Origin of the sequence: Pseudomonas sp. FW300-N2F2 (assembly GCF_017351655.1) — a bacterium.
Lineage (GTDB): Bacteria > Pseudomonadota > Gammaproteobacteria > Pseudomonadales > Pseudomonadaceae > Aquipseudomonas > Aquipseudomonas fluorescens_AA.
This window is the reverse complement of the sequence record NZ_JACNDQ010000002.1, coordinates 264,682-285,343: the sequence shown is the minus strand read 5'-3', so window position 1 is coordinate 285,343 and position 20,662 is coordinate 264,682. Positions and strand designations below refer to the sequence as shown.

Below are 20,662 nucleotides of genomic sequence, written 5' to 3'. Positions count from 1 at the left end.
CGGGATGTCCTCAAGGTGGGGGCAACGCTGATGATTTCAAGGGCGTTCCGGTTTTGAAGGCTCCTGGATCTTGAAATGCGCCCGGGCGGTGGCGATGGGCTCGGCCTCGACATCTTGCCAGGCGGTGATCGCGACATTGGCGACCCGCCGGCCCTGGCGCCAGACCTGGCATTTGGCATAGGTGTCGCGAAACTGCCCGGTGCGCAGGTAATCCAGGGAAAAGTCGATGATCTTTGGTACCCCCGGCGTGCCGGTGGCGATCAACAGATGAACGGCGGCCGACAACTCCATGAAACCGGCGATGACCCCGCCGTGGATGGCCGGCAATAAAGGGTTACCAATGTTGTCCTTGTTGGCCGGCAGGCGAAACACCCAGTCGTCGCCCTGGCGCGTGCATTCGACGCCGATGAGTTGGGCATAGGGGATCGAGGCGAGCAGCAGCGCGTAGTCGCCCTGCTCACAGGCATGGCGCAGTTGTTCCTGGGTGGTCTCGGTCATGGCTGGCCCACGGCAGTCAACGGACTGGCCTTCCCCATGCCCCTGGCATGCTGGCCCAGGCGCATGAACGTGCCCACCACATGGGCGATGGGTTGCTCGGGGTCGTCCTGATAGGCGAAACCCCGGGTGAAGATCACGTCCGGGGTCACCCGATAGCATTGAGCGAAGCCGTAGACGTCCTTGTGGGGCTCGGCGGCGTGCATGTAGTCGATGCGCAGGTCGAGGGTGGGACAGACTTCGAATTGCGGCAGCACACACAAGGTCGACATGCCGCACGCACTGTCCATCAATGAGGTCAACGCGCCACCATGGATGATGCCCGTCAGGGGGTTGCCGACGATTTTCGGGCTGAACGGCAGGATGAGCGTCAGCCCATCACGACTGGCGCTGTGCAACTTCAAGCCCAACACCTGGCAATGCCGCAGGGCGGATAAAAAGCGGGTGGCACGCTCAAAAATGGGGTCTTCAGCCATGTCCATCAATGCCCTTGTTTATTTAGAGGCCTGGCAACAGGCGAGTTCGCTAAAGTTCCGCGACCGTGCAAAGTTATATATCTGTAGCAAAAGAGGAACTTAACCCGAGGGGGGTCGCTCAAAAGGCCAGTAGTTATTTCCATAAGGAGAAACACCCCATGCGTAAGACTTTTGCTATTGCCTTGATGTTGGCCGCCTCCCTCGGTCTCGCTGCCTGCGATAAAAAATCCGAGGACAAAGCTCAAGATGCCGCACAACACGCTGAGCAAGCTCAGCAAGACATGAACAAAGCACAGGATAAAGTGAACGACGCGGCTAAAGAAAACGCCGAAGCCGCCAAAGCTCAGTCTGAATCGAACAGCGCTGCTCAGCAGGAACAAGCCCCTGCCACCGCGCCTAAAACCAACTGATACGGTTTTAGCTGTAAAAGAAAACCCGCCTGGTGCGGGTTTTCTTTTGCCTGTGATTTGGAGGCGTCTGTCAGGCCGCTTCCTTGCCAACCTCGGGCAGTGGTGCTTCCGTGGGGGTATAGACCATCACGTCCAGCACATCGGAGTGAAACTCGCGCTGATACAACACGAACACCACGCCGGCACTCATCAACATGAATAACCAGGGGCTGACGAACCACGCCAACATGGTCATGCCGAAATAATAGGAACGCAGGCCGAAGTTGAATTGGTTGGCTGCCATGGAAATGACTCGCGCCGCCCTTAGGGCAAAGGCCTTGCGCTCCTGCTCCGACACATGCCGCTCACCGATCATCGGCGCCGAGCCAATCAGTACCGCCGCGAAGTTGTACTGGCGCATGCACCAACTGAAGGTGAAGAACGCATACACGAACACCAGTGCCAGGCACAGCAACTTGACCTCCGCCATGCCCTGGGAAGCCTGTTGCACCATGGGGATGTCCGCCAGCAACGAGACCGCCCGATCCGACGCCCCGAGCACCGTCAGGATGCCAGCCAGGATGATCAGCGTACTGGAGGCGAAGAATGAGGCGTTGCGCTCCAGGTTGCCGATCACGCTGGCATCGGCGATGCGGTTCTCGCGCAGCAGCATGCGGCGCATCCAGTCTTCGCGGTACAGGTGCATGACACTGGCCAGGCAGGCCGTATCGCGGGCCTTCCAAGTCGCGTAACGGGTGTAGCCCGCCCAGCAGATGATGAACCAGGCGGCGGCAAGCAGATGGATCAGGTTGGCTTGGATGAATGACATTCGATTTCCTGTGTGACTGAAACAAAAGCTGGAGCAATAGTCGCGGTTAACCCTGTGGGAGCGAGCTTGCTCGCGATTGCGGTCCATCAGACACATCGATGCTGGCTGATCCGGCGCTATCGCGAGCAAGCTCGCTCCCACAAGGTTGTTTGCAAGCCTTTCAAGACACTGCTTCGACGTTAGCCCACGAAAAAAGACACGGCACTCAAAAAAATGCCCCGTATCGATTGATACGGGGCATTTCGGTTGTGGCCGATGAATCTGCCTGAAGCTGTTTAAGCCAAGGCTTCGCTGCGCTTGCCCAGCAGGCGATCACACACCACCGCGACCGCCAGGGTCATCACCGAAGGCACCAGCCAGGCCAGGCCTTGTTCGCTCAGCGGCAAGTGGGCCAGTTGCGTCGGCATCCAGTCCGCCAGCCCGGCGCCCTTGAGTGCATCGATCAGGCCAAACAGGAACGACACCAGCATCACCGGGCCAACGATGCGCCCCTGCTCGTGCCAGAAGTCCTTGCAGAAGCTCAAGGCCACCAGGGCGATGCACGGCGGGTAGATCGCGGTGAGGACCGGAATAGAGAATGCGATCAGCTTGGTCAGGCCCAGGTTGGACACCAGCAGCGAAAAGGCCGCCAGGATCACCACCAGGGTCTTGTAGGACAGCGGCAAAACGCGGCTGAAGTACTCGGCACAGGCGCAGGTCAGGCCGACCGCGGTCACCAGGCACGCCAGAGAGATCAGCACCGCCAGGAAACCGCTGCCCAGGCTGCCGAATGTGTGTTGCACATAGGCATGCAGCACCGCCGCGCCGTTGGTCGCCCCCATGGCCACTTCATGACTGCCCGAACCGAGACGGAACAGGCTGACGTAGACCAGCGCCAGACCCACCCCGGCAATCAGCCCGGCGATGATCGCGTAGCGGGTGATCAAGGCCGGCGACTCGACGCCTCGGGAACGGATTGCGTTGACGATGACGATCCCGAACACCAATGCGCCCAGGGTATCCATGGTCAGGTAGCCATTGATGAAGCCCTGGGAAAACGGCGCCGCCACATATTCGGGGGTCGCCACGCCGATATCGCCGGCCGGCAAGGCAAACGCGGCGATGCCGAGCACGGCCAGGGCGATGATTTTCAGGGGAGCGAGGAAACGTCCGACGGTGTCCAGCAGGCGGCCCGGGTAGAGCGAGATGAAGAACACCAGCAGGAAATACGCGGCGCTATACAGGAACAGTGCCAGCGGGCTTTCGCCCGTCAATGGCGCCAGGCCGACTTCGAACGAAACGGTAGCGGTACGCGGCGTGGCGAACAACGGGCCAACGGCCAGGTAGCACACCGCCGCCAGCAACCCACCGGCGACCTTGCCGATGGGGCTGCTCAAGGCGTCCATCGCCCCGCCCACCTTGGCCAGTGCCACGACCGTGATGACCGGCAGCCCGACCGCCGTGATCAAAAAGCCCAGCGCCGCCATCCAGACATGAGGCCCGGACTGCAAACCGACGATAGGCGGAAAGATGATGTTGCCGGCCCCGACGAACAGGGCAAATGTCATGAAACCAAGCGCCAGGATGTCCTGGCCTTTCAACACTTTCATTAAGGAAACCACACTACTGAATCGGAATTTAGAGAGGGATTTCCCTTATGGGTGAGGGAAATGCTGCCGATCCGTATGGGACCGACCCGTTTAGCGCGGTGCTTCCTTGTGGGCAGCGGCCGCAAAAATGGCTGCTAGCCTAACGAATTTGGCGATAAAACGCACTGTAAAGGGGCAAACTATCCGATGCACGACGTCCCCGTGTCGCGTTTTTGCATGTAAATGGTTGGCGATTGTCATTCCGTCATCGCGAGCAAGCTCGCTCCCACAATGAAATGCGCTCGACTGTGGGAGCGAGCTTGCTCGCGATAAGGCCCTCCCCATAGACCCAGAAACGACAAAGGCCACCCGAAGGTGGCCTTTGTTGCTGGAACGAAAAGGTCAGCCGAAGCTTACTTCTTCATTTCCCAGCCAGTCAGCTCGGCCAGGGCCTTGCCGATGTCTGCCAGCGAACGCACGGTTTTCACGCCTGCGTCTTGCAGTGCAGCGAATTTCTCGTCTGCAGTGCCTTTGCCGCCAGAGATGATTGCGCCAGCATGGCCCATGCGCTTGCCCGGAGGAGCAGTCACACCCGCGATGTAGGACACAACCGGCTTGGTCACGTTGGCCTTGATGTAGGCAGCGGCTTCTTCTTCAGCCGAACCGCCGATCTCGCCGATCATGACGATCGCTTCGGTCTTCGGGTCTTCCTGGAACAGCTTCAGGATGTCGATGAAGTTCGAGCCCGGGATCGGGTCACCGCCGATGCCGACGCAAGTCGACTGACCGAAACCGGCGTCAGTGGTCTGCTTCACAGCTTCGTAGGTCAGGGTGCCGGAACGGGAAACGATACCGACCTTGCCTGGCAAGTGAATGTGACCTGGCATGATGCCGATCTTGCATTCGCCTGGGGTGATCACGCCTGGGCAGTTAGGGCCGATCAGGGTGATACCCAGCTCGTCGCACTTGACCTTGGCTTCCAGCATGTCGATGGTCGGGATGCCTTCGGTGATGCAGACGATCAGCTTGATGCCGCCGAACGCTGCTTCAAGGATGGAGTCCTTGCAGAAAGGAGCCGGAACGTAGATCACGCTGGCGGTGGCGCCAGTGGCAGCTACAGCGTCTTTCACGGTGTTGAACACGGGCAGGCCCAGGTGCTCGGTGCCGCCTTTGCCTGGTGTTACGCCGCCAACCATCTTGGTGCCGTATTCCAGGGCTTGCTGGGTGTGGAAACTACCTTGCGAACCGGTAATACCCTGGCAGATAACCTTGGTGTCTTTATTGATCAGGACGCTCATTATTTGCCCTCCGCAGCTTTAACGACTTGTTGAGCAGCGTCGGTCAGGCTGGTAGCAGCGATGATGTTCAAACCGCTTTCTGCCAGTACTTTAGCGCCCAGCTCAGCGTTGTTGCCTTCGAGGCGAACAACAACCGGGATTTTCACGCCGACTTCTTTCACGGCGCCGATGATGCCTTCGGCAATCATGTCGCAGCGAACGATGCCGCCGAAGATGTTGACCAGTACTGCGGCGACGTTGGTGTCGGACAGGATGATCTTGAACGCTTCGGTAACGCGTTCCTTGGTAGCACCGCCGCCCACGTCGAGGAAGTTGGCTGGCTTGCCGCCATGCAGGTTGACGATGTCCATGGTACCCATGGCCAGGCCGGCACCGTTGACCATGCAGCCGATGTTGCCTTCCAGGGCTACGTAGTTCAGTTCGAACTTGGCAGCGTGCGCTTCGCGCGGATCGTCTTGCGACGGATCGTGGAAAGTCTTCAGCTTAGGCTGACGGTACATGGCGTTGGCGTCGATGTTGATCTTGGCATCGAGGCAGTGCAGGTCGCCGTCGGCCTTGATCACCAGCGGGTTCACTTCCAGCAGTGCCAGGTCGTGGTCCTGGAACAGCTTGGCCAGACCTACGAAGATCTTGGCGAATTGAGTGACCTGCTTGCCTTCCAGACCCAGCTGGAATGCCAGCTCGCGACCCTGGAATGGCTGAGCGCCAACCAGTGGATCGATGGTGGCCTTGAGGATTTTCTCAGGGGTATCGTGAGCGATTTTCTCGATGTCCACGCCACCTTCGGTGGAAGCCATGAACACGATACGGCGGCTCGAACGGTCAACGACCGCGCCCAGGTACAGCTCTTTAGCGATATCAGTGCACGATTCAACCAGGATCTTGGTGACTGGCTGACCGTTGGCGTCAGTCTGGTAAGTCACCAGACGCTTGCCCAGCCACTGCTGTGCGAAGGCTTTGGCGTCTTCTTTGCTGCGAACCAGCTTGACGCCGCCCGCTTTACCGCGACCACCGGCGTGAACCTGGGCTTTGACAACCCATTCGCTGCCGCCGATTTTGTCGCAAGCTTCTGCTGCCGCTTCCGGGGTGTCTACCGCGTAGCCGGTGGATACTGGCAGGCCGTACTCAGCGAACAGCTGCTTACCCTGATACTCGTGAAGATTCATGCTTATTACCGTCTTCGTTAGGTACTGCGCATTCGGTGCTGCACCGTTCTGGTGCCGCACCACCTGTGACTGCTGCTTGCATAGCGTTCCGGTGAACCGGTGCCGCTACGCAAGGCTGCGTCCAGCGGATATTCCGCGGTGAGTCTTGCTCGCAAGGCTCACGACGGGCCATACCGCCGTGGTTTCTTATTGTCTATTAACGCTTCTTGCGGTTGGCCACGTGGATGGCGCCGCCATTTACGGCCAGGGCCGCTTCGTGCAAGGCTTCGGACAGGGTCGGATGGGAGAAGACCATCATGCCCAGGTCTTCAGCGCTGGTGCCGAATTCCATACCGATCGCGCCTTGCTGTACCAGCTCGGCAGCGCTTGGGCCAATCACGTGAACGCCCAATACGCGATCCGTCTTGGCATCGGCGATGACTTTCACGAAACCACCGGTATCGTTGGCTGCCATGGCACGGCCACTGGCGGCGAACGGGAAGGTGCCGACGTTAACTTCAACGCCCTCGGCTTTCAAGGCCTGCTCGGTCTTGCCAACCCATGCGATTTCCGGGTGGGTGTAGATAACCGATGGGATCAGGTCATAGTTCATCTGGGCTTTGTGGCCCTTGATGCGCTCGACAACCATGATGCCTTCCTCGGACGCCTTGTGCGCCAGCATCATGCCGCGGACCACGTCACCGATGGCGAAGACGCCCGGTACGGTGGTGGCGCAGAAATCATCAACTTTGATGAAACCGCGTTCGTCGAGGTCCACGCCGCTATCGGCAGCCAGCAGATCGGTGGTCACCGGACGACGGCCGACCGCAACGATCAGCTTGTCGAAAGTGATGGTCTGTTCGCCATTGGCGTCGGTGTAGTTGACCACGACTTCTTCGCCGTTGACCTTCGAACCGGTCACGCGAGCGCCCAGCTTGATGTCCAGGCCCTGTTTGGTCAGGGTTTTCAGCGCTTCCTTGGAAACCGCAGCGTCAGCGGCCATCAGGAAGGTGTCGAGGGCTTCGAGCACGGTCACTTGCGCGCCCAGGCGCGACCAGACCGAACCCAGCTCGAGACCGATCACGCCGGCGCCGATCACGCCCAGGCGCTTAGGCACGGACTGGAATTCCAGGGCACCGGTGGAATCGACGATCACGTTCTGGTCGACCGGAGCCGGCGGAATGTCGATCGGACGCGAGCCTGGCGCCAGGATGACGTTTTCGGCTTCGATCACTTCAACCGAGCCATCGGGCTTGGTCACTTCGACTTTCTTGCCCAGCAGCAGCTTGCCGTGGCCCTGGATCGAGGTCACGCCGTTGGCCTTGAACAGGGTGGCAACACCGCTGGTCAGGTTCTTGACGATGCCAGCCTTGCGGCCAACCATCGCGGCGACGTCCATTTTCACTTCACCGGTAGAGATACCGTGAACGTTGAAGCTTTCTTTCGCTTCCTTGTATTTCCAGGAGCTGTCCAGCAGCGCCTTGGAAGGAATGCAACCGACGTTCAGGCAAGTACCGCCGAGGGCCTGCTTGCCCTCGCCATCGGTGTATTTCTCGATGCAGGCAGTGGTAAGGCCCAGTTGCGCAGCCTTGATGGCCGCTACGTAGCCACCAGGGCCCGCACCAATCACTACCACGTCGAATTTCTGAGTCATGAGTCATTCCTTTTCGAATCAAACCGGACGATCACTTGTGATGACCGTCGAGGGACGAAACCGGTTGTTTCAGCAAGAGGCCGGTCGACAGACCGGCCCTCGCGGCGAAAATCAGATATCCAGCAGCAGACGAGCCGGATCTTCAAGCAGGTTCTTGATGGTGACCAGGAACGTCACGGCTTCTTTGCCGTCGATCAGGCGGTGATCGTAGGACAGTGCCAGGTACATCATCGGACGAATCACGACTTGACCGTTGATCGCCATCGGACGCTGCAGGATGTTGTGCATGCCCAGGATAGCCGCCTGTGGCGGGTTGACGATCGGGGTCGACATCATCGAACCGAATGTACCACCGTTGGTGATGGTGAACGTACCGCCGGTCATCTCTTCGATGGACAGCTTGCCGTCACGGGCCTTCTTGCCGAAGGTGGCGATGCCGCCTTCGATTTCGGCCAGGCTCATCAGTTCGGCGTTGCGCAGGACCGGAACCACCAAGCCACGGTCGCTGGAAACCGCGACGCCGATGTCGGCATAACCGTGGTAGACGATGTCGGAACCGTCGATCGACGCGTTGACCGCCGGGAAGCGTTTCAGCGCTTCGGTGGCAGCCTTGACGAAGAACGACATGAAGCCCAGGCGTACGCCATTGTGGGACTTCTCGAACAGATCCTTGTACTTCGAACGCAGGGCCATGACTTCGGTCATGTCGACTTCGTTGAAGGTGGTCAGCATCGCCATGTTCGACTGTGCTTCGACCAGACGCTCGGCAACCTTGGCACGCAGGCGGGTCATCGGAACGCGTTTTTCAACGCGATCACCGGCAGCGAACACCGGAGCGGCGGCGGCAGGTGCGGCTGGCTTGGCCGGTGCGGCGGCTGGCGCGGCTTTCTTGGCGGCAACGGCTGCCACCACGTCTTCCTTGGTCACACGACCACCCTTGCCGGTGCCGGCAACGGAGGCGATGTTGATGCCGTTCTCTTCGGCGATCTTGCGCGCGGCAGGCGCGGCGACTGGATCGTCTTCGCCATCGGCAGCAGGCGCTGCGGCCTGGGCTGCGGCAGGAGCAGCAGCGGCCGGAGCGGCGGCAGCGGCGCCGCCCTCTTCGATCGAGCCCAGTACCTGGTTGGACAGGACGGTAGCGCCCTCTTCGGCAACGATTGCGCCGAGCACGCCGTCAGCTTCGGCCAACACTTCCAGAACGACTTTGTCGGTCTCGATGTCGACGATCAGGTCGTCACGCTTGACTGCTTCGCCCGGTTTCTTGTGCCAGGTGGCAACGGTGCCATCGGCAACCGATTCCGGGAATGACGGGGCTTTGATTTCGATAGCCATTATCTGTGGGTCCTTAAAATTCGGTTTCAGTCAGCACGAAGGCTTAAACAGTGAAAGCATCTTGCAGCAGTTTTTCCTGCTGCTCGGCGTGCATCGACGCATAACCACACGCAGGTGCAGCGGAAGCATCACGGCCGGCGTATTCCAGGCCCAGGGCCTTGTTATGGTTGCCGATGCTGCGACGCAGGTGATGCTGGCTGCTGTACCAGGCGCCCTGGTTCATCGGTTCTTCCTGACACCACACCACGTGGGTGAGGTTGGTGTAAGGCGCGATGGCCTCCATCAGGTCTTCTTCCGGGAACGGGTAGAGCTGCTCGATACGCACGATGGCGATGTCTTCGCGGCCTTCGGCACGACGTTTTTCCAGCAGGTCGTAGTAGACCTTGCCGCTGCACAGGACCAGGCGAGTCACCTTCGCCGCGTCCAGCGTGTCGATTTCCGAAATAACGGTCTGGAACGAGCCTTCGGCCAGGTCTTCGAGCGTGGAGATCGCCAGTTTGTGACGCAGCAGCGACTTCGGTGTCAGCACGATCAGCGGCTTGCGCAGCGGACGGATGACCTGACGACGCAGCAGGTGGTAGATCTGTGCCGGTGTCGTCGGTACGCAAACCTGGACGTTGTGCTCGGCACACAGTTGCAGGTAACGCTCCAGACGTGCCGAGGAGTGCTCCGGCCCCTGCCCTTCATAACCGTGTGGCAACAGCATGGTCAGACCGCAGAGACGGCCCCACTTGTGCTCGCCGCTGGTGATGAACTGGTCGACAACCACCTGGGCACCGTTGGCGAAGTCGCCGAACTGGGCTTCCCAGATCACCAGCGCGTTGGGCTCGGTGGTGGAGTAGCCATATTCGAACGCCAGGACGGCTTCTTCGGACAGCAGCGAATCGTACAGGTCGAAACGTGGCTGGCCCTTGTACAGGTGTTGCAGCGGGATGTAGGTGCTGGCGTCTTTCTGGTTGTGCAGCGCCGCGTGGCGGTGCGAGAAAGTGCCGCGGCCTACGTCCTGGCCGGTGATGCGAATCGGGTGGCCTTCGAACGCCAGGGTCGCGTACGCCATGGTTTCGGCGTAACCCCAGTTGATCGGCAGGCCGCCGGCTTGCATCTTCTGCCGGTCTTCGTAGATCTTCGCGACCTGGCGCTGGACCACGAAGCCTTCCGGGATTTCCAGCAGCTTGGCGGACAGTTCCTGCAAGGTCTTGAGGTCGAAACGCGTGTCGTGACGCGCGGTCCAGGCATGGCCCAGATACGGACGCCAGTCCACGAACAGCTCTTTGTTCGGTTCCTTGACCAGGCTTTTTACCACGTGCAGGCCGTTGTCCAGGGCATTGCGATATTCATCGACTTTTTCCTGGACGCGGGCGGCATCCAGAACACCGCCCAGGGTCAGGCGCTCGGCATACAGCTCACGGGTGGTGCGCTGCTTGGCGATCTGCTGGTACATCAGGGGCTGGGTGCCGCTTGGCTCGTCGGCCTCGTTGTGGCCGCGACGACGGTAGCAGACCAGGTCGATCACCACGTCGCGCTTGTACTGCATGCGGTAGTCGATGGCCAACTGGGTCACGAACAGCACGGCTTCCGGATCATCGCCATTCACATGGAGGATCGGCGCCTGGATCATTTTCGCGACGTCGGTCGCGTACTCGGTGGAACGCGAGTCTTCCGGGTTGCTGATGGTGAAGCCAACCTGGTTGTTGATCACGATGTGCACGGTGCCGCCGGTCTTGAAACCGCGGGTCTGCGACATCTGGAAGGTTTCCATGACCACGCCCTGACCGGCGAATGCCGCGTCACCGTGGATGGAAATCGGCAGCACCTTCTCGCCGGTCGGATCGTTGCGACGATCCTGGCGGGCGCGGACCGAACCCTCGACCACCGGGGAAACGATTTCCAGGTGAGACGGGTTGAACGCCATGGCCAGGTGGACTTCGCCGCCGGAGGTCATCACGTTGGACGAGAAGCCCTGGTGGTATTTCACGTCACCGGAACCCAGCTCGACCTTCTTCTTGCCTTCGAACTCGTCGAACAGCTCGCGCGGGTTCTTGCCGAAGGTGTTGACCAGTACGTTCAGGCGGCCACGGTGGGCCATGCCGATGACGACTTCCTTGGTGCCATAGGAACCGGAACGCTGGATCAGCTCATCGAGCATCGGAATCAGGCTTTCGCCGCCTTCCAGGCCGAAACGCTTGGTACCCGGGTACTTGGTGCCCAGGTATTTCTCCAGGCCTTCACCGGCGGTGACGCGCTCGAGCAAGTGGCTCTTGATGTCGGCGGAGTACGTCGGACGGCCACGAACGCTTTCCAGACGCTGCTGGAACCACTGGCGCTGCTCGGAATCGGTGATGTGCGTAAATTCAGCGCCGATGGTGCGGCAATATGTCTGCTGCAACGCTTCGTGAATTTCGCGTAGGCTCGCTTCCTCTTTGCCGATGAACAGGTCGCCGGCACGGAAGGTCGTATCAAGGTCGGCATTGGTCAAGCCGTAGTGAGTGATCGACAGGTCTGCAGGTGCAGGACGCTGCCACAGCCCCAGCGGGTCAAGCTGGGCTGCCTGGTGGCCACGCATCCGGTAGGCCTGGATCAGTCGCAATACTTCAACTTGCTTCTTCTCGTGCTCGGAGCTCACGCTGCCGGCAGACACCGGTTGGGCGCGGCGCTGGTTCTTTGCCAGCAACACGAAATGATCGCGAATCGTCGAGTGCGAAACATCAGTGGCAGAATTACCGTCGGCCGGTAGCTTCTGAAAGTAGGTGCGCCATTCTTCTGGCACAGCGTTAGGGTCGTGCAGGTAGAGCTCGTAGAGCTCTTCCACATAGGCAGCGTTACCACCGGAGAGGTGGGCACTGTTCCACATGCGCTGCATCACGCTTTCTTGCATGCTTGGTCACCCTCGATTAGGGGAACACCACCGGCGAAAACACCGAGCAAACTTGCAGAAGTCCGAGTGCAGCGACTAAAACAAGCCACTTAGGATCACGCTGATAGTCCGGGTACCAGCCCGGATGCCCCTGCTTGTCTCATTTCTTCAAAATAAGAACCACCGCTTTGTGAGCGGCTGTTCTGGTTATAGCCAAGACGCGGGTTGAAGCCCGCGCCCTGGCCTTTACGGGTACAACGGTCCTACGGGTACAGCAGCTGAATCACACGCCGCTTTGCAGCAGCATGTTACGAATGTGACCGATGGCCTTAGTCGGGTTCAGGCCTTTCGGGCAGACGTTGACGCAGTTCATGATCCCGCGGCAGCGGAATACGCTGAACGGGTCATCCAGCGAAGCCAGACGCTCGGACGTCTTGGTGTCACGGCTGTCTGCCAGGAAGCGGTACGCTTGCAGCAGGGCGGCCGGGCCCAGGAACTTGTCCGGGTTCCACCAGAAGGATGGGCACGAGGTCGAGCAGCAAGCGCACAGGATGCACTCGTACAGACCGTCGAGCTTTTCACGCTCTTCCGGAGACTGCAGACGCTCGATGGCCGGAGCCGGCGTGTCGTTCTGCAGGAATGGCTTCACCTTCTCGTATTGCTTGTAGAAGATGCTCATATCGACGACCAGGTCACGGATAACCGGCAAACCTGGCAATGGACGAACCACCAGCTTGTTGCCCTTGACCACGGCCGACAGCGGCGTGATGCAGGCCAGGCCGTTCTTGCCATTGATGTTCATGCCGTCGGAGCCGCAAACGCCCTCGCGGCAAGAGCGACGATAGGAAAAACCCTCGTCCTGCTCTTTGATCAGGGCCAGCACGTCCAGCACCATCAGGTCTTTACCACCGGTATCGACCTGGAAGTCCTGCATGAACGGCGCAGCGTCCTGATCAGGGTTGTAGCGATAAACACTGACTTGCAACATAGCGGTCACCCTTAATAAGTCCGGACTTTTGGTTCGAAAGTCGGAACAGTCTTCGGCGAGAAGTTCACGGCACGCTTGGCGACGCGTTTTTCACCCGGGAAGTACAAGGTGTGGCACAGCCAGTTTTCGTCGTCACGGTCTTCGAAGTCTTCGCGGGCGTGGGCACCACGGGACTCTTTACGCACTTCTGCGGCGATGGCGGTGGCTTCGGCCACTTCCAGCAGGTTCTGCAATTCCAGCGCTTCGATACGGGCAGTGTTGAACGCCTGCGACTTATCGTTGATCTTCACGTTGGCGATTCGTTCACGCAATTGCGCCAGCTGGGCGATACCCTTCTGCATGTATTCGCCGGTACGGAACACACCGAAGTAGTTCTGCATGCAGTTCTGCAGCTCGCGACGCAGGGTTGCCACGTCTTCGCCTTCGGTACGCTCGTTCAGAGCGGACAGACGCGCCAGGGCAGCTTCGATGTTGGCGTCGGTGGCATCGTCATATTCGATACCGTCGGACAGCGCTTTCTCCAGGTGCAGGCCGGCAGCGCGACCGAAGACCACCAGGTCGAGCAGCGAGTTGCCGCCCAGGCGGTTGGCACCGTGGACCGATACGCACGCCACTTCACCCACTGCGAACAGGCCAGGGATGATTTCGTCCACGCCTTCGCCGTTCTGGGTGATCGCCTGGCCGTGAATGTTGGTGGCAACGCCGCCCATCATATAGTGGCAGGTTGGAACCACTGGAACCGGCGCGACGACCGGGTCGACGTGGGCGAAGGTCTTGGACAGCTCGCAGATGCCTGGCAGGCGGCTGTGCAGCACTTCCTCGCCCAGGTGATCGAGCTTGAGCATCACGTGGTCGCCATTCGGGCCACAGCCGTTGCCGGCGATGATCTCTTTAACCATCGAACGAGCCACAACGTCACGACCGGCAAGGTCCTTGGCGTTCGGCGCATAACGTTCCATGAAACGCTCGCCGTGCTTGTTGATCAGGTAACCACCTTCACCACGGCAACCTTCGGTCACCAGTACGCCGGCGCCGGCGATGCCGGTCGGGTGGAACTGCCACATTTCGATGTCTTGTACCGGCACGCCAGCACGCAGGGCCATGCCGACGCCGTCACCGGTGTTGATCAGGGCATTGGTGGTGGATGCGTAGATACGGCCTGCACCGCCGGTCGCCAGTACGGTGGCCTTGGCGCGGATGTAGGTGGTTTCGCCGGTTTCGATGCAGATCGCGATCACACCGACGAAGGCGCCGTCCTGGTTCTTCACCAGGTCGACGGCGTAGTACTCGTTCAGGAACGTGGTACCGGCTTTCAGGTTGCCCTGGTACAGGGTGTGCAGCAGTGCGTGACCGGTACGGTCGGACGCCGCGCAAGTACGCGCAGCCTGGCCGCCCTTGCCGTAGTCCTTGGACTGGCCACCGAACGGACGCTGATAGATACGGCCTTGCTCGGTACGCGAGAAGGGCATGCCCATGTGGTCCAACTCGAACACCGCGGCCGGGCCTTCCTGACACATGTATTCGATAGCGTCCTGGTCACCGATGTAGTCGGAACCCTTGACGGTATCGTACATGTGCCAGCGCCAGTCATCGTTCGGGTCGGCCGAAGCGATGGCGCAGGTGATGCCACCCTGGGCGGAAACGGTGTGCGAACGGGTCGGGAAAACCTTGGTGATCACGGCAGTCTTGTGACCGCCCTGTGCCAGTTGCAGCGCTGCGCGCATGCCGGCACCGCCACCACCAATGATGATGGCGTCGAAAGAAATCGTTGGAATGTTAGCCATGGATCAGATACCCCAGAGAATCTGCACACCCCAGACGAAGTAAGCGAACATCGCAACGCCGCATACTGCCTGGAAAAGGAAACGTACGGCAGTCGCCGACTTGCCGAACGCCATGGGCGTCAGGTAGTCGGTCGCGATGGTCCACATGCCGACCCAGGCGTGAGCGCCCAGTGCGACAAGTGCCAGCAGACTGAAGATACGCATCCAGTTGTTTGCGAACAGTTCATGCCATTGGGCATAGCCCAGGCCTGGGTTTGCCACGACATATCCGATCAGGAAAATGAAGTAAGCCGCGAGAACGACCGCAGACACACGCTGGGCCATCCAGTCGTAGAGGCCCGAACGCGAAAGGTTCGTGACGTTGGTTACCATATCCAGACTCCTGCCAGAACGATCAGCACCGCAGACACGGCGATAATGATTTTCGAGCCCAGCTTGCCGCCTTCCAGCGTCTCACCGATGCCCATGTCCATGATCAAGTGGCGCACACCGGCGACCAAGTGATACAGCAAGGCGGACAGGATGCCCCAAATCACTAGCTTGGCTAGCGGACTGGTCAGACACGCTTTCACCTGACCGAAGCCTTCTTCCGAATCGAGCGACTTGTCCAATGCATAAAGCATGATGGCCAGGCTGACGAAGAGGATGACACCGGAAATACGGTGAAGAATGGACGTGTAAGCAGTGACTGGGAGTTTGATGGTCCTTAGGTCTAGGTTTACAGGTCGTTGGCTTTTCACGGCTTTTTTTTCACACTGAAGAGCCCCTAACAATCAGGGCAAAGTTGTTGGGGCGCGCACTGGTCAGGTACTCACCACCCAGGGAGTGACGACCCCCAAGAAAGCAGGCCCAAAAGCCCCTGGCGGTCGGTGGCCGAGTATAGACAGTTAGGCTACTAATGACAACGCGTTCACCTTCCCCTAATAGCGCATTGCACATATGGCGCAAAAGGCGTAAACGGCAGGTAATTTCGCGGAAAAAGTGCGGTTAAAGCCTTCTGGAGCAAGACTTTAGGCAAATTGACTTTCGGATTTATCTCACTATAGTGGTGCGGGCCCTGCGTGGGGGGTCTGTCTGATGATTTCAAGCATTAATAGGAGGCCACATGGCTGACAAAAAAGCGCAGTTGATCATCGAGGGCGCAGCCCCCGTCGAGCTGCCCATTTTAACCGGCACCGTTGGTCCCGATGTAATCGACGTACGGGGCCTGACGGCCACGGGCCGTTTCACCTTTGACCCAGGTTTCATGTCGACCGCCTCGTGCGAGTCGAAAATCACCTACATCGACGGCGACAACGGCATCCTGCTGCACCGCGGCTACCCGATCGAGCAACTGGCTGAAAAATCGGACTACCTGGAAACCTGCTACCTGCTGCTCAACGGCGAGCTGCCGACCGCAGAGCAAAAGGCCCAGTTCGTCAGCACCGTGAAGAACCACACCATGGTTCACGAGCAGTTGAAGACCTTCTTCAACGGCTTCCGTCGCGATGCCCACCCGATGGCCGTCATGTGCGGCGTTGTCGGCGCTCTCTCGGCCTTCTACCACGACTCCCTGGACATCAATAACCCTCAGCATCGCGAAATTTCCGCGATCCGCCTGGTGGCGAAGATGCCGACCCTGGCAGCCATGGTCTACAAGTACTCCATGGGCCAGCCCATGATGTACCCGCGCAACGACCTGACCTATGCAGAGAACTTCCTGCATATGATGTTCAACACCCCGTGCGAGATCAAACCGATCAGCCCGGTGCTCGCCAAGGCCATGGACCGGATCTTCATCCTCCATGCCGACCACGAGCAGAACGCCTCCACATCCACCGTACGCCTGGCCGGCTCTTCGGGCGCCAACCCGTTCGCCTGTATCGCCGCCGGTATCGCCGCACTCTGGGGCCCTGCCCACGGCGGTGCGAACGAAGCGGTGCTGACCATGCTCGATGAAATCGGCGATGTCTCGAACATCGACAAGTTCATCGCCAAGGCCAAGGACAAGAACGATCCGTTCAAGCTGATGGGCTTCGGTCACCGGGTCTACAAGAACCGCGACCCGCGCGCCACCGTGATGAAGCAGACCTGCGACGAAGTGCTCAAGGAACTGGGGATCAAGAACGATCCGCAACTCAAACTGGCCATGCGCCTGGAAGAGATCGCCCTGACCGACCCGTACTTCATCGAGCGCTCGCTGTACCCGAACGTCGACTTCTACTCGGGGATCATCCTCAAGGCGATCGGCATTCCAACCAGCATGTTCACCGTGATCTTCGCCCTGGCGCGGACCGTCGGCTGGATCTCCCACTGGAAGGAAATGCTCTCCAGCCCGTACAAGATCGGCCGTCCGCGCCAGCTGTACACCGGCTACGAGTCGCGTGACATCACCCAGCTGGAAGACCGCAAGTAAGACCTGCCTTGCAATAGGTCCCAAGCTGCATTGAAACAGCCCCCGCTTCTTATATAAGAGCGGGGGCTGTTTTGTTTGTGCCTCTTTTTATGCAGTGGCGGCCGGACTGGCGCCATCGCGAGCAAGCTCGCTCCCACACTGGAACCCAATCCCCTGTGGGAGCGAGCTTGCTCGCGATGACGGCAGCCCTGCCCCCCTTAAACCCGGCACAAAAAAATACCCCGGCCTCTCGACCGGGGTATTTCTTCAAGCTCTTATCGCTACATCAATGGTTAACCGCCCCACTCGCCCCCAGGCCAGTCTGCGAACGCACGAACTGCGGGAAGAACAGCGCCCGTTCGTTTGCGCCTTCAGCCGACTTGTCGGTGATGGAGAAGAACCAGATGCCGACGAAGGCAATGGCCATCGAGAACAGCGCCGGGTATTCATACGGGAAGATCGCCTTCTCGTGACCCATGATCTGTACCCAGATGGTCGGGCCGAGGATCATCAGGCCCACGGCACTGACCAGGCCCAGCCAGCCGCCAATCATGGCGCCACGAGTGGTCAGCTTCTTCCAGTACATCGAAAGCAGCAGTACCGGGAAGTTGCAGCTCGCCGCGATGGAGAACGCCAGGCCCACCATGAACGCGATGTTCTGCTTCTCGAACAGGATACCCAGGCCGATCGCCAGCACCGCCAGGGCGATGGTGGTGATTTTCGAGACGCGAATCTCGTCCTTCTCGTTGGCCTTGCCTTTCTTGATCACGCTGGCATACAGGTCATGGGACACCGCCGAGGCACCGGCCAGGGTCAGGCCCGCCACTACCGCCAGGATGGTGGCAAAGGCTACCGCCGAGATGAAGCCCAGGAAGATGCTGCCGCCCACGGCGTTGGCCAGGTGCACCGCCGCCATGTTGTTACCGCCCAGCAAGGCACCTGCCGCGTCCTTGAAGGCCGGGTTGGTGCTGACCAGCAGGATCGCGCCGAAGCCGATGATGAAGGTCAGGATGTAGAAGTAACCGATGAAGCCGGTGGCATACAGTACGCTCTTGCGCGCTTCCTTGGCGTCGCTCACGGTGAAGAAGCGCATCAGGATGTGCGGCAGGCCAGCGGTACCGAACATCAGCGCCAGACCCAGGGAGAAGGCCGAGATCGGATCCTTCACCAGGCCGCCGGGGCTCATGATCGCCTCGCCTTTAGGGTGAACCTTCACCGCTTCGGCAAACAGCATGTTGAAGTCGAAGTTGACGTGCTTCATGACCATCAACGCCATGAACGAAGCACCCGACAGCAGCAAGACCGCCTTGATGATCTGCACCCATGTGGTGGCCAGCATGCCGCCGAACAGCACATAGAGGCACATCAGGATACCCACCAGGATCACCGCAACGTGGTAGTCCAGGCCGAACAGCAGTTGGATCAGCTTGCCGGCACCGACCATTTGCGCGATCAGGTAGAACGCCACCACCACCAACGAACCGCTGGCAGACAAGGTACGGATCTGGGTTTGGCCCAGGCGATAGGACGCCACATCGGCAAACGTGTATTTACCCAGGTTACGCAGGCGCTCGGCGATCAGGAACAGGATGATCGGCCAGCCCACCAGGAAGCCGATGGAGTAGATCAGGCCGTCATACCCGGACGTGAACACCAGCGCGGAAATGCCCAGGAAGGACGCCGCCGACATGTAGTCGCCCGCGATTGCCAGGCCGTTCTGGAAGCCGGTGATCTTGCCGCCGGCCGCATAGTAGTCGGCCGCCGAGTTGTTTTTCTTGGACGCCCAGTAGGTGATATACAAAGTCGCGCCGACGAAGGCCACGAACATCAGGATAGCCGCGACGTTGAGGGGTTGTTTCTGCACGGCACCGGTCAGGGCGTCAGCCGCCCAGGCGCCTGGTGCGAACGCTGCGATGCTCAATAGAGCCAGTAGACGCCGGATCATTGCTGAGCCTCCTTGAGAATCGCATTGTTCAGGTCGTCGAACTCGCCGTTGGCACGTCGCACGTAGATACCGGTCAGGACGAAGGCCGAGAGAATCAGGCCGACACCGATAGGAATACCCCAGGTGATGGTGGACTCAGGCGTGATCTTGGCCCCGAGAATGTGCGGCCCGTAGGCGATCAGAAGAATGAAGCCGGAATACAGCCCAAGCATGATCGCCGAGAGAATCCAGGCGAACTTTTCCCTTTTTCTCACCAGCTCCTTGAAGCGCGGGCTGTTTTGAATCGAGAGGTAAATGCTGTCGTTCATTGTTTTTATCCTCGCAGCACAGATTTAATTGGAACAACCCTACTCTATGCGGCTCAAGGCCAGGTTCCAGACGACCTTAGTATTAGAACGACATGACGGTTTTGCCAGTTTTCCGCACATTATTCGTAATCCCCCCTGTGGGAGCGAGCTTGCTCGCGATGACGGCGCCACATTCAACATGGATGCAAGCAGACACATCGCTATCGCGAGCAAGCTCGCTCCCACAGGAGACCGGAGCCAATCGAAAAATTGCAGGCACAAAAAAACCGCATGACACAACGTCATGCGGCTTCGCGAACCAGCTAAATCAGGTTGATTACTTGCCGGTCCACTCCTTCACGCGGTCCGGGTGCTTGGCGACCCAGTCCTTGGCAGCGGCGTCCGGCTTGGCGCCTTCCTGGATCGCCAGCATGACTTCGCCGATCTCGTCTTTCGACGCCCACTGGAATTTCTTCAGGAACTCGGCCACTTCCGGGGCCTTGGTGCCCAGTTCCTTGCTGCCGATGCTGTTTACAGTCTCAGCCGCGCCGTAGACGCCTTTCGGGTCTTCCAGGAAGCGCAGTTTCCACTTGGCGAACATCCAGTGCGGTACCCAACCGGTGACCGCGATGGATTCGTTTTTCTTCTCGGCACGGGTCAGCTCGGCGATCATGCCGGCGCCGGAACTGGCCTTGAGTTGATAACCGGTCAGGTCGTAATCCTTGATTGCCTGTTCGGTCTTGAGCATCACGCCTGAACCGGCGTCGATGCCGACGATGCGCTTCTTGAAGGAGTCGTCGGTCTTGAGATCCTCGAGCGACTTGGCCTTGACGTACTCCGGCACGATCAGGCCGATTTTTGCGTCCTTGAAGTTGGGGCCGTAATCGACCACCAAGTCCTTGTTCTTGGTCCAATAGTCGCCGTGAGTCACCGGCAGCCAGGCCGAGAGCATCGCGTCGAGTTTGCCGGTGGCCACGCCTTGCCACATGATCCCGGTCGCGACCGCTTGCAGCTTCACGTCATAACCGAGTTTTTGCTTGATCACTTCGGCGGCCACGTGGGTGGTCGCGACGCTGTCGGACCAGCCGTCAACGTAACCGATGCTCAGGGTTTTGGTTTCGGCGTTGGCCAAGGTGGAACTGATGGCCAGTACCAGTGCGGCACCTGCGCCCAAGAGTCGTCGCATCTTCATCGTTACTTCCCCGAAAGTGCTGCGCCCGACGGATGCCGGGCGGCGTCAACGT

18 protein-coding genes are annotated in these 20,662 nt (G+C 59.6%); 2 read left to right on the top strand and 16 right to left on the bottom strand.

Features of this window, described 5'->3' with window-relative positions:
- Window positions 1-36: 36 nt before the first annotated feature.
- Window positions 37-498 (bottom strand): PaaI family thioesterase, encoded by a 462-nt coding sequence (locus J4E63_RS15940; RefSeq protein WP_207282629.1) that lies wholly within the window; start codon window positions 496-498, stop codon window positions 37-39.
- Window positions 495-971 carry a PaaI family thioesterase gene (locus J4E63_RS15935; protein ID WP_060741164.1) on the bottom strand — a complete coding sequence of 159 codons (477 nt, stop codon included), beginning with the start codon at window positions 969-971 and terminating at the stop codon, window positions 495-497. Before J4E63_RS15935 ends, J4E63_RS15940 begins: the two co-directional genes overlap by 4 nt.
- A 158-nt stretch (window positions 972-1,129) precedes the next feature.
- On the opposite strand from J4E63_RS15935, the gene J4E63_RS15930 reads away from it, so the two are divergent.
- Window positions 1,130-1,381 carry a hypothetical protein gene (locus J4E63_RS15930; protein ID WP_060741163.1) on the top strand — a complete coding sequence of 84 codons (252 nt, stop codon included), beginning with the start codon at window positions 1,130-1,132 and terminating at the stop codon, window positions 1,379-1,381.
- Between the two features lie 70 nt (window positions 1,382-1,451).
- Here the strand turns inward: J4E63_RS15930 and J4E63_RS15925 are convergent, their stop codons facing one another.
- The 11 genes from J4E63_RS15925 to sdhC form a co-directional block, all read right to left on the bottom strand.
- On the bottom strand, window positions 1,452-2,189 hold the full coding sequence (locus J4E63_RS15925; RefSeq protein WP_207282628.1) for a DUF599 domain-containing protein: 738 nt from the start codon (window positions 2,187-2,189) through the stop codon (window positions 1,452-1,454).
- A gap of 275 nt (window positions 2,190-2,464) precedes the next feature.
- Window positions 2,465-3,778 (bottom strand): branched-chain amino acid transport system II carrier protein, encoded by a 1,314-nt coding sequence (brnQ, locus tag J4E63_RS15920; protein ID WP_092201802.1) that lies wholly within the window; start codon window positions 3,776-3,778, stop codon window positions 2,465-2,467.
- A 392-nt stretch (window positions 3,779-4,170) separates the two neighbouring features.
- Entirely contained in the window at window positions 4,171-5,055 is an 885-nt protein-coding gene (sucD, locus tag J4E63_RS15915; protein ID WP_014339581.1) for a succinate--CoA ligase subunit alpha, read from the bottom strand.
- Window positions 5,055-6,221 (bottom strand): ADP-forming succinate--CoA ligase subunit beta, encoded by a 1,167-nt coding sequence (sucC, locus tag J4E63_RS15910; RefSeq protein WP_003179235.1) that lies wholly within the window; start codon window positions 6,219-6,221, stop codon window positions 5,055-5,057. Before sucC ends, sucD begins: the two co-directional genes overlap by 1 nt.
- 196 nt (window positions 6,222-6,417) lie before the next feature.
- Complete coding sequence (gene lpdA, locus J4E63_RS15905) at window positions 6,418-7,854, bottom strand: dihydrolipoyl dehydrogenase (RefSeq protein ID WP_060741160.1); 1,437 nt, start codon at window positions 7,852-7,854, stop codon at window positions 6,418-6,420.
- 111 nt (window positions 7,855-7,965) lie between these two features.
- Window positions 7,966-9,186, bottom strand: a complete 1,221-nt coding sequence (gene odhB / locus J4E63_RS15900) for a 2-oxoglutarate dehydrogenase complex dihydrolipoyllysine-residue succinyltransferase (protein WP_060741159.1) — start codon at window positions 9,184-9,186, stop codon at window positions 7,966-7,968.
- A 43-nt stretch (window positions 9,187-9,229) separates the two neighbouring features.
- The gene (locus tag J4E63_RS15895) at window positions 9,230-12,061 is read right to left on the bottom strand and encodes a 2-oxoglutarate dehydrogenase E1 component (protein WP_192261618.1); all 2,832 of its coding nucleotides are present in this window, start codon (window positions 12,059-12,061) and stop codon (window positions 9,230-9,232) included.
- A 262-nt stretch (window positions 12,062-12,323) separates the two neighbouring features.
- Window positions 12,324-13,028 carry a succinate dehydrogenase iron-sulfur subunit gene (locus J4E63_RS15890; RefSeq protein WP_053123967.1) on the bottom strand — a complete coding sequence of 235 codons (705 nt, stop codon included), beginning with the start codon at window positions 13,026-13,028 and terminating at the stop codon, window positions 12,324-12,326.
- Window positions 13,029-13,039: 11 nt separating this feature from the next.
- On the bottom strand, window positions 13,040-14,812 hold the full coding sequence (sdhA, locus tag J4E63_RS15885; RefSeq protein ID WP_053123969.1) for a succinate dehydrogenase flavoprotein subunit: 1,773 nt from the start codon (window positions 14,810-14,812) through the stop codon (window positions 13,040-13,042).
- A 3-nt stretch (window positions 14,813-14,815) separates the two neighbouring features.
- Window positions 14,816-15,184, bottom strand: a complete 369-nt coding sequence (gene sdhD / locus J4E63_RS15880) for a succinate dehydrogenase, hydrophobic membrane anchor protein (protein ID WP_003204438.1) — start codon at window positions 15,182-15,184, stop codon at window positions 14,816-14,818.
- Complete coding sequence (gene sdhC / locus J4E63_RS15875) at window positions 15,178-15,552, bottom strand: succinate dehydrogenase, cytochrome b556 subunit (RefSeq protein WP_003179220.1); 375 nt, start codon at window positions 15,550-15,552, stop codon at window positions 15,178-15,180. The genes sdhD and sdhC overlap by 7 nt, the downstream gene beginning before the upstream one ends.
- Before the next feature lie 365 nt (window positions 15,553-15,917).
- Between sdhC and gltA the strand changes: the two genes are divergently transcribed.
- Complete coding sequence (gltA, locus tag J4E63_RS15870; protein ID WP_207282627.1) at window positions 15,918-17,207, top strand: citrate synthase; 1,290 nt, start codon at window positions 15,918-15,920, stop codon at window positions 17,205-17,207.
- Between the two features lie 265 nt (window positions 17,208-17,472).
- Here the strand turns inward: gltA and J4E63_RS15865 are convergent, their stop codons facing one another.
- The 3 genes from J4E63_RS15865 to J4E63_RS15855 form a co-directional block, all read right to left on the bottom strand.
- Window positions 17,473-19,131: a cation acetate symporter gene (locus J4E63_RS15865; protein WP_060741156.1), complete on the bottom strand. Its 1,659-nt coding sequence runs from the start codon at window positions 19,129-19,131 to the stop codon at window positions 17,473-17,475.
- The gene (locus J4E63_RS15860; protein ID WP_072406462.1) at window positions 19,128-19,439 is read right to left on the bottom strand and encodes a DUF485 domain-containing protein; all 312 of its coding nucleotides are present in this window, start codon (window positions 19,437-19,439) and stop codon (window positions 19,128-19,130) included. Before J4E63_RS15860 ends, J4E63_RS15865 begins: the two co-directional genes overlap by 4 nt.
- A 316-nt stretch (window positions 19,440-19,755) precedes the next feature.
- Window positions 19,756-20,610 (bottom strand): glycine betaine ABC transporter substrate-binding protein, encoded by an 855-nt coding sequence (locus tag J4E63_RS15855; protein ID WP_207282626.1) that lies wholly within the window; start codon window positions 20,608-20,610, stop codon window positions 19,756-19,758.
- Window positions 20,611-20,662 lie beyond the last annotated feature (52 nt).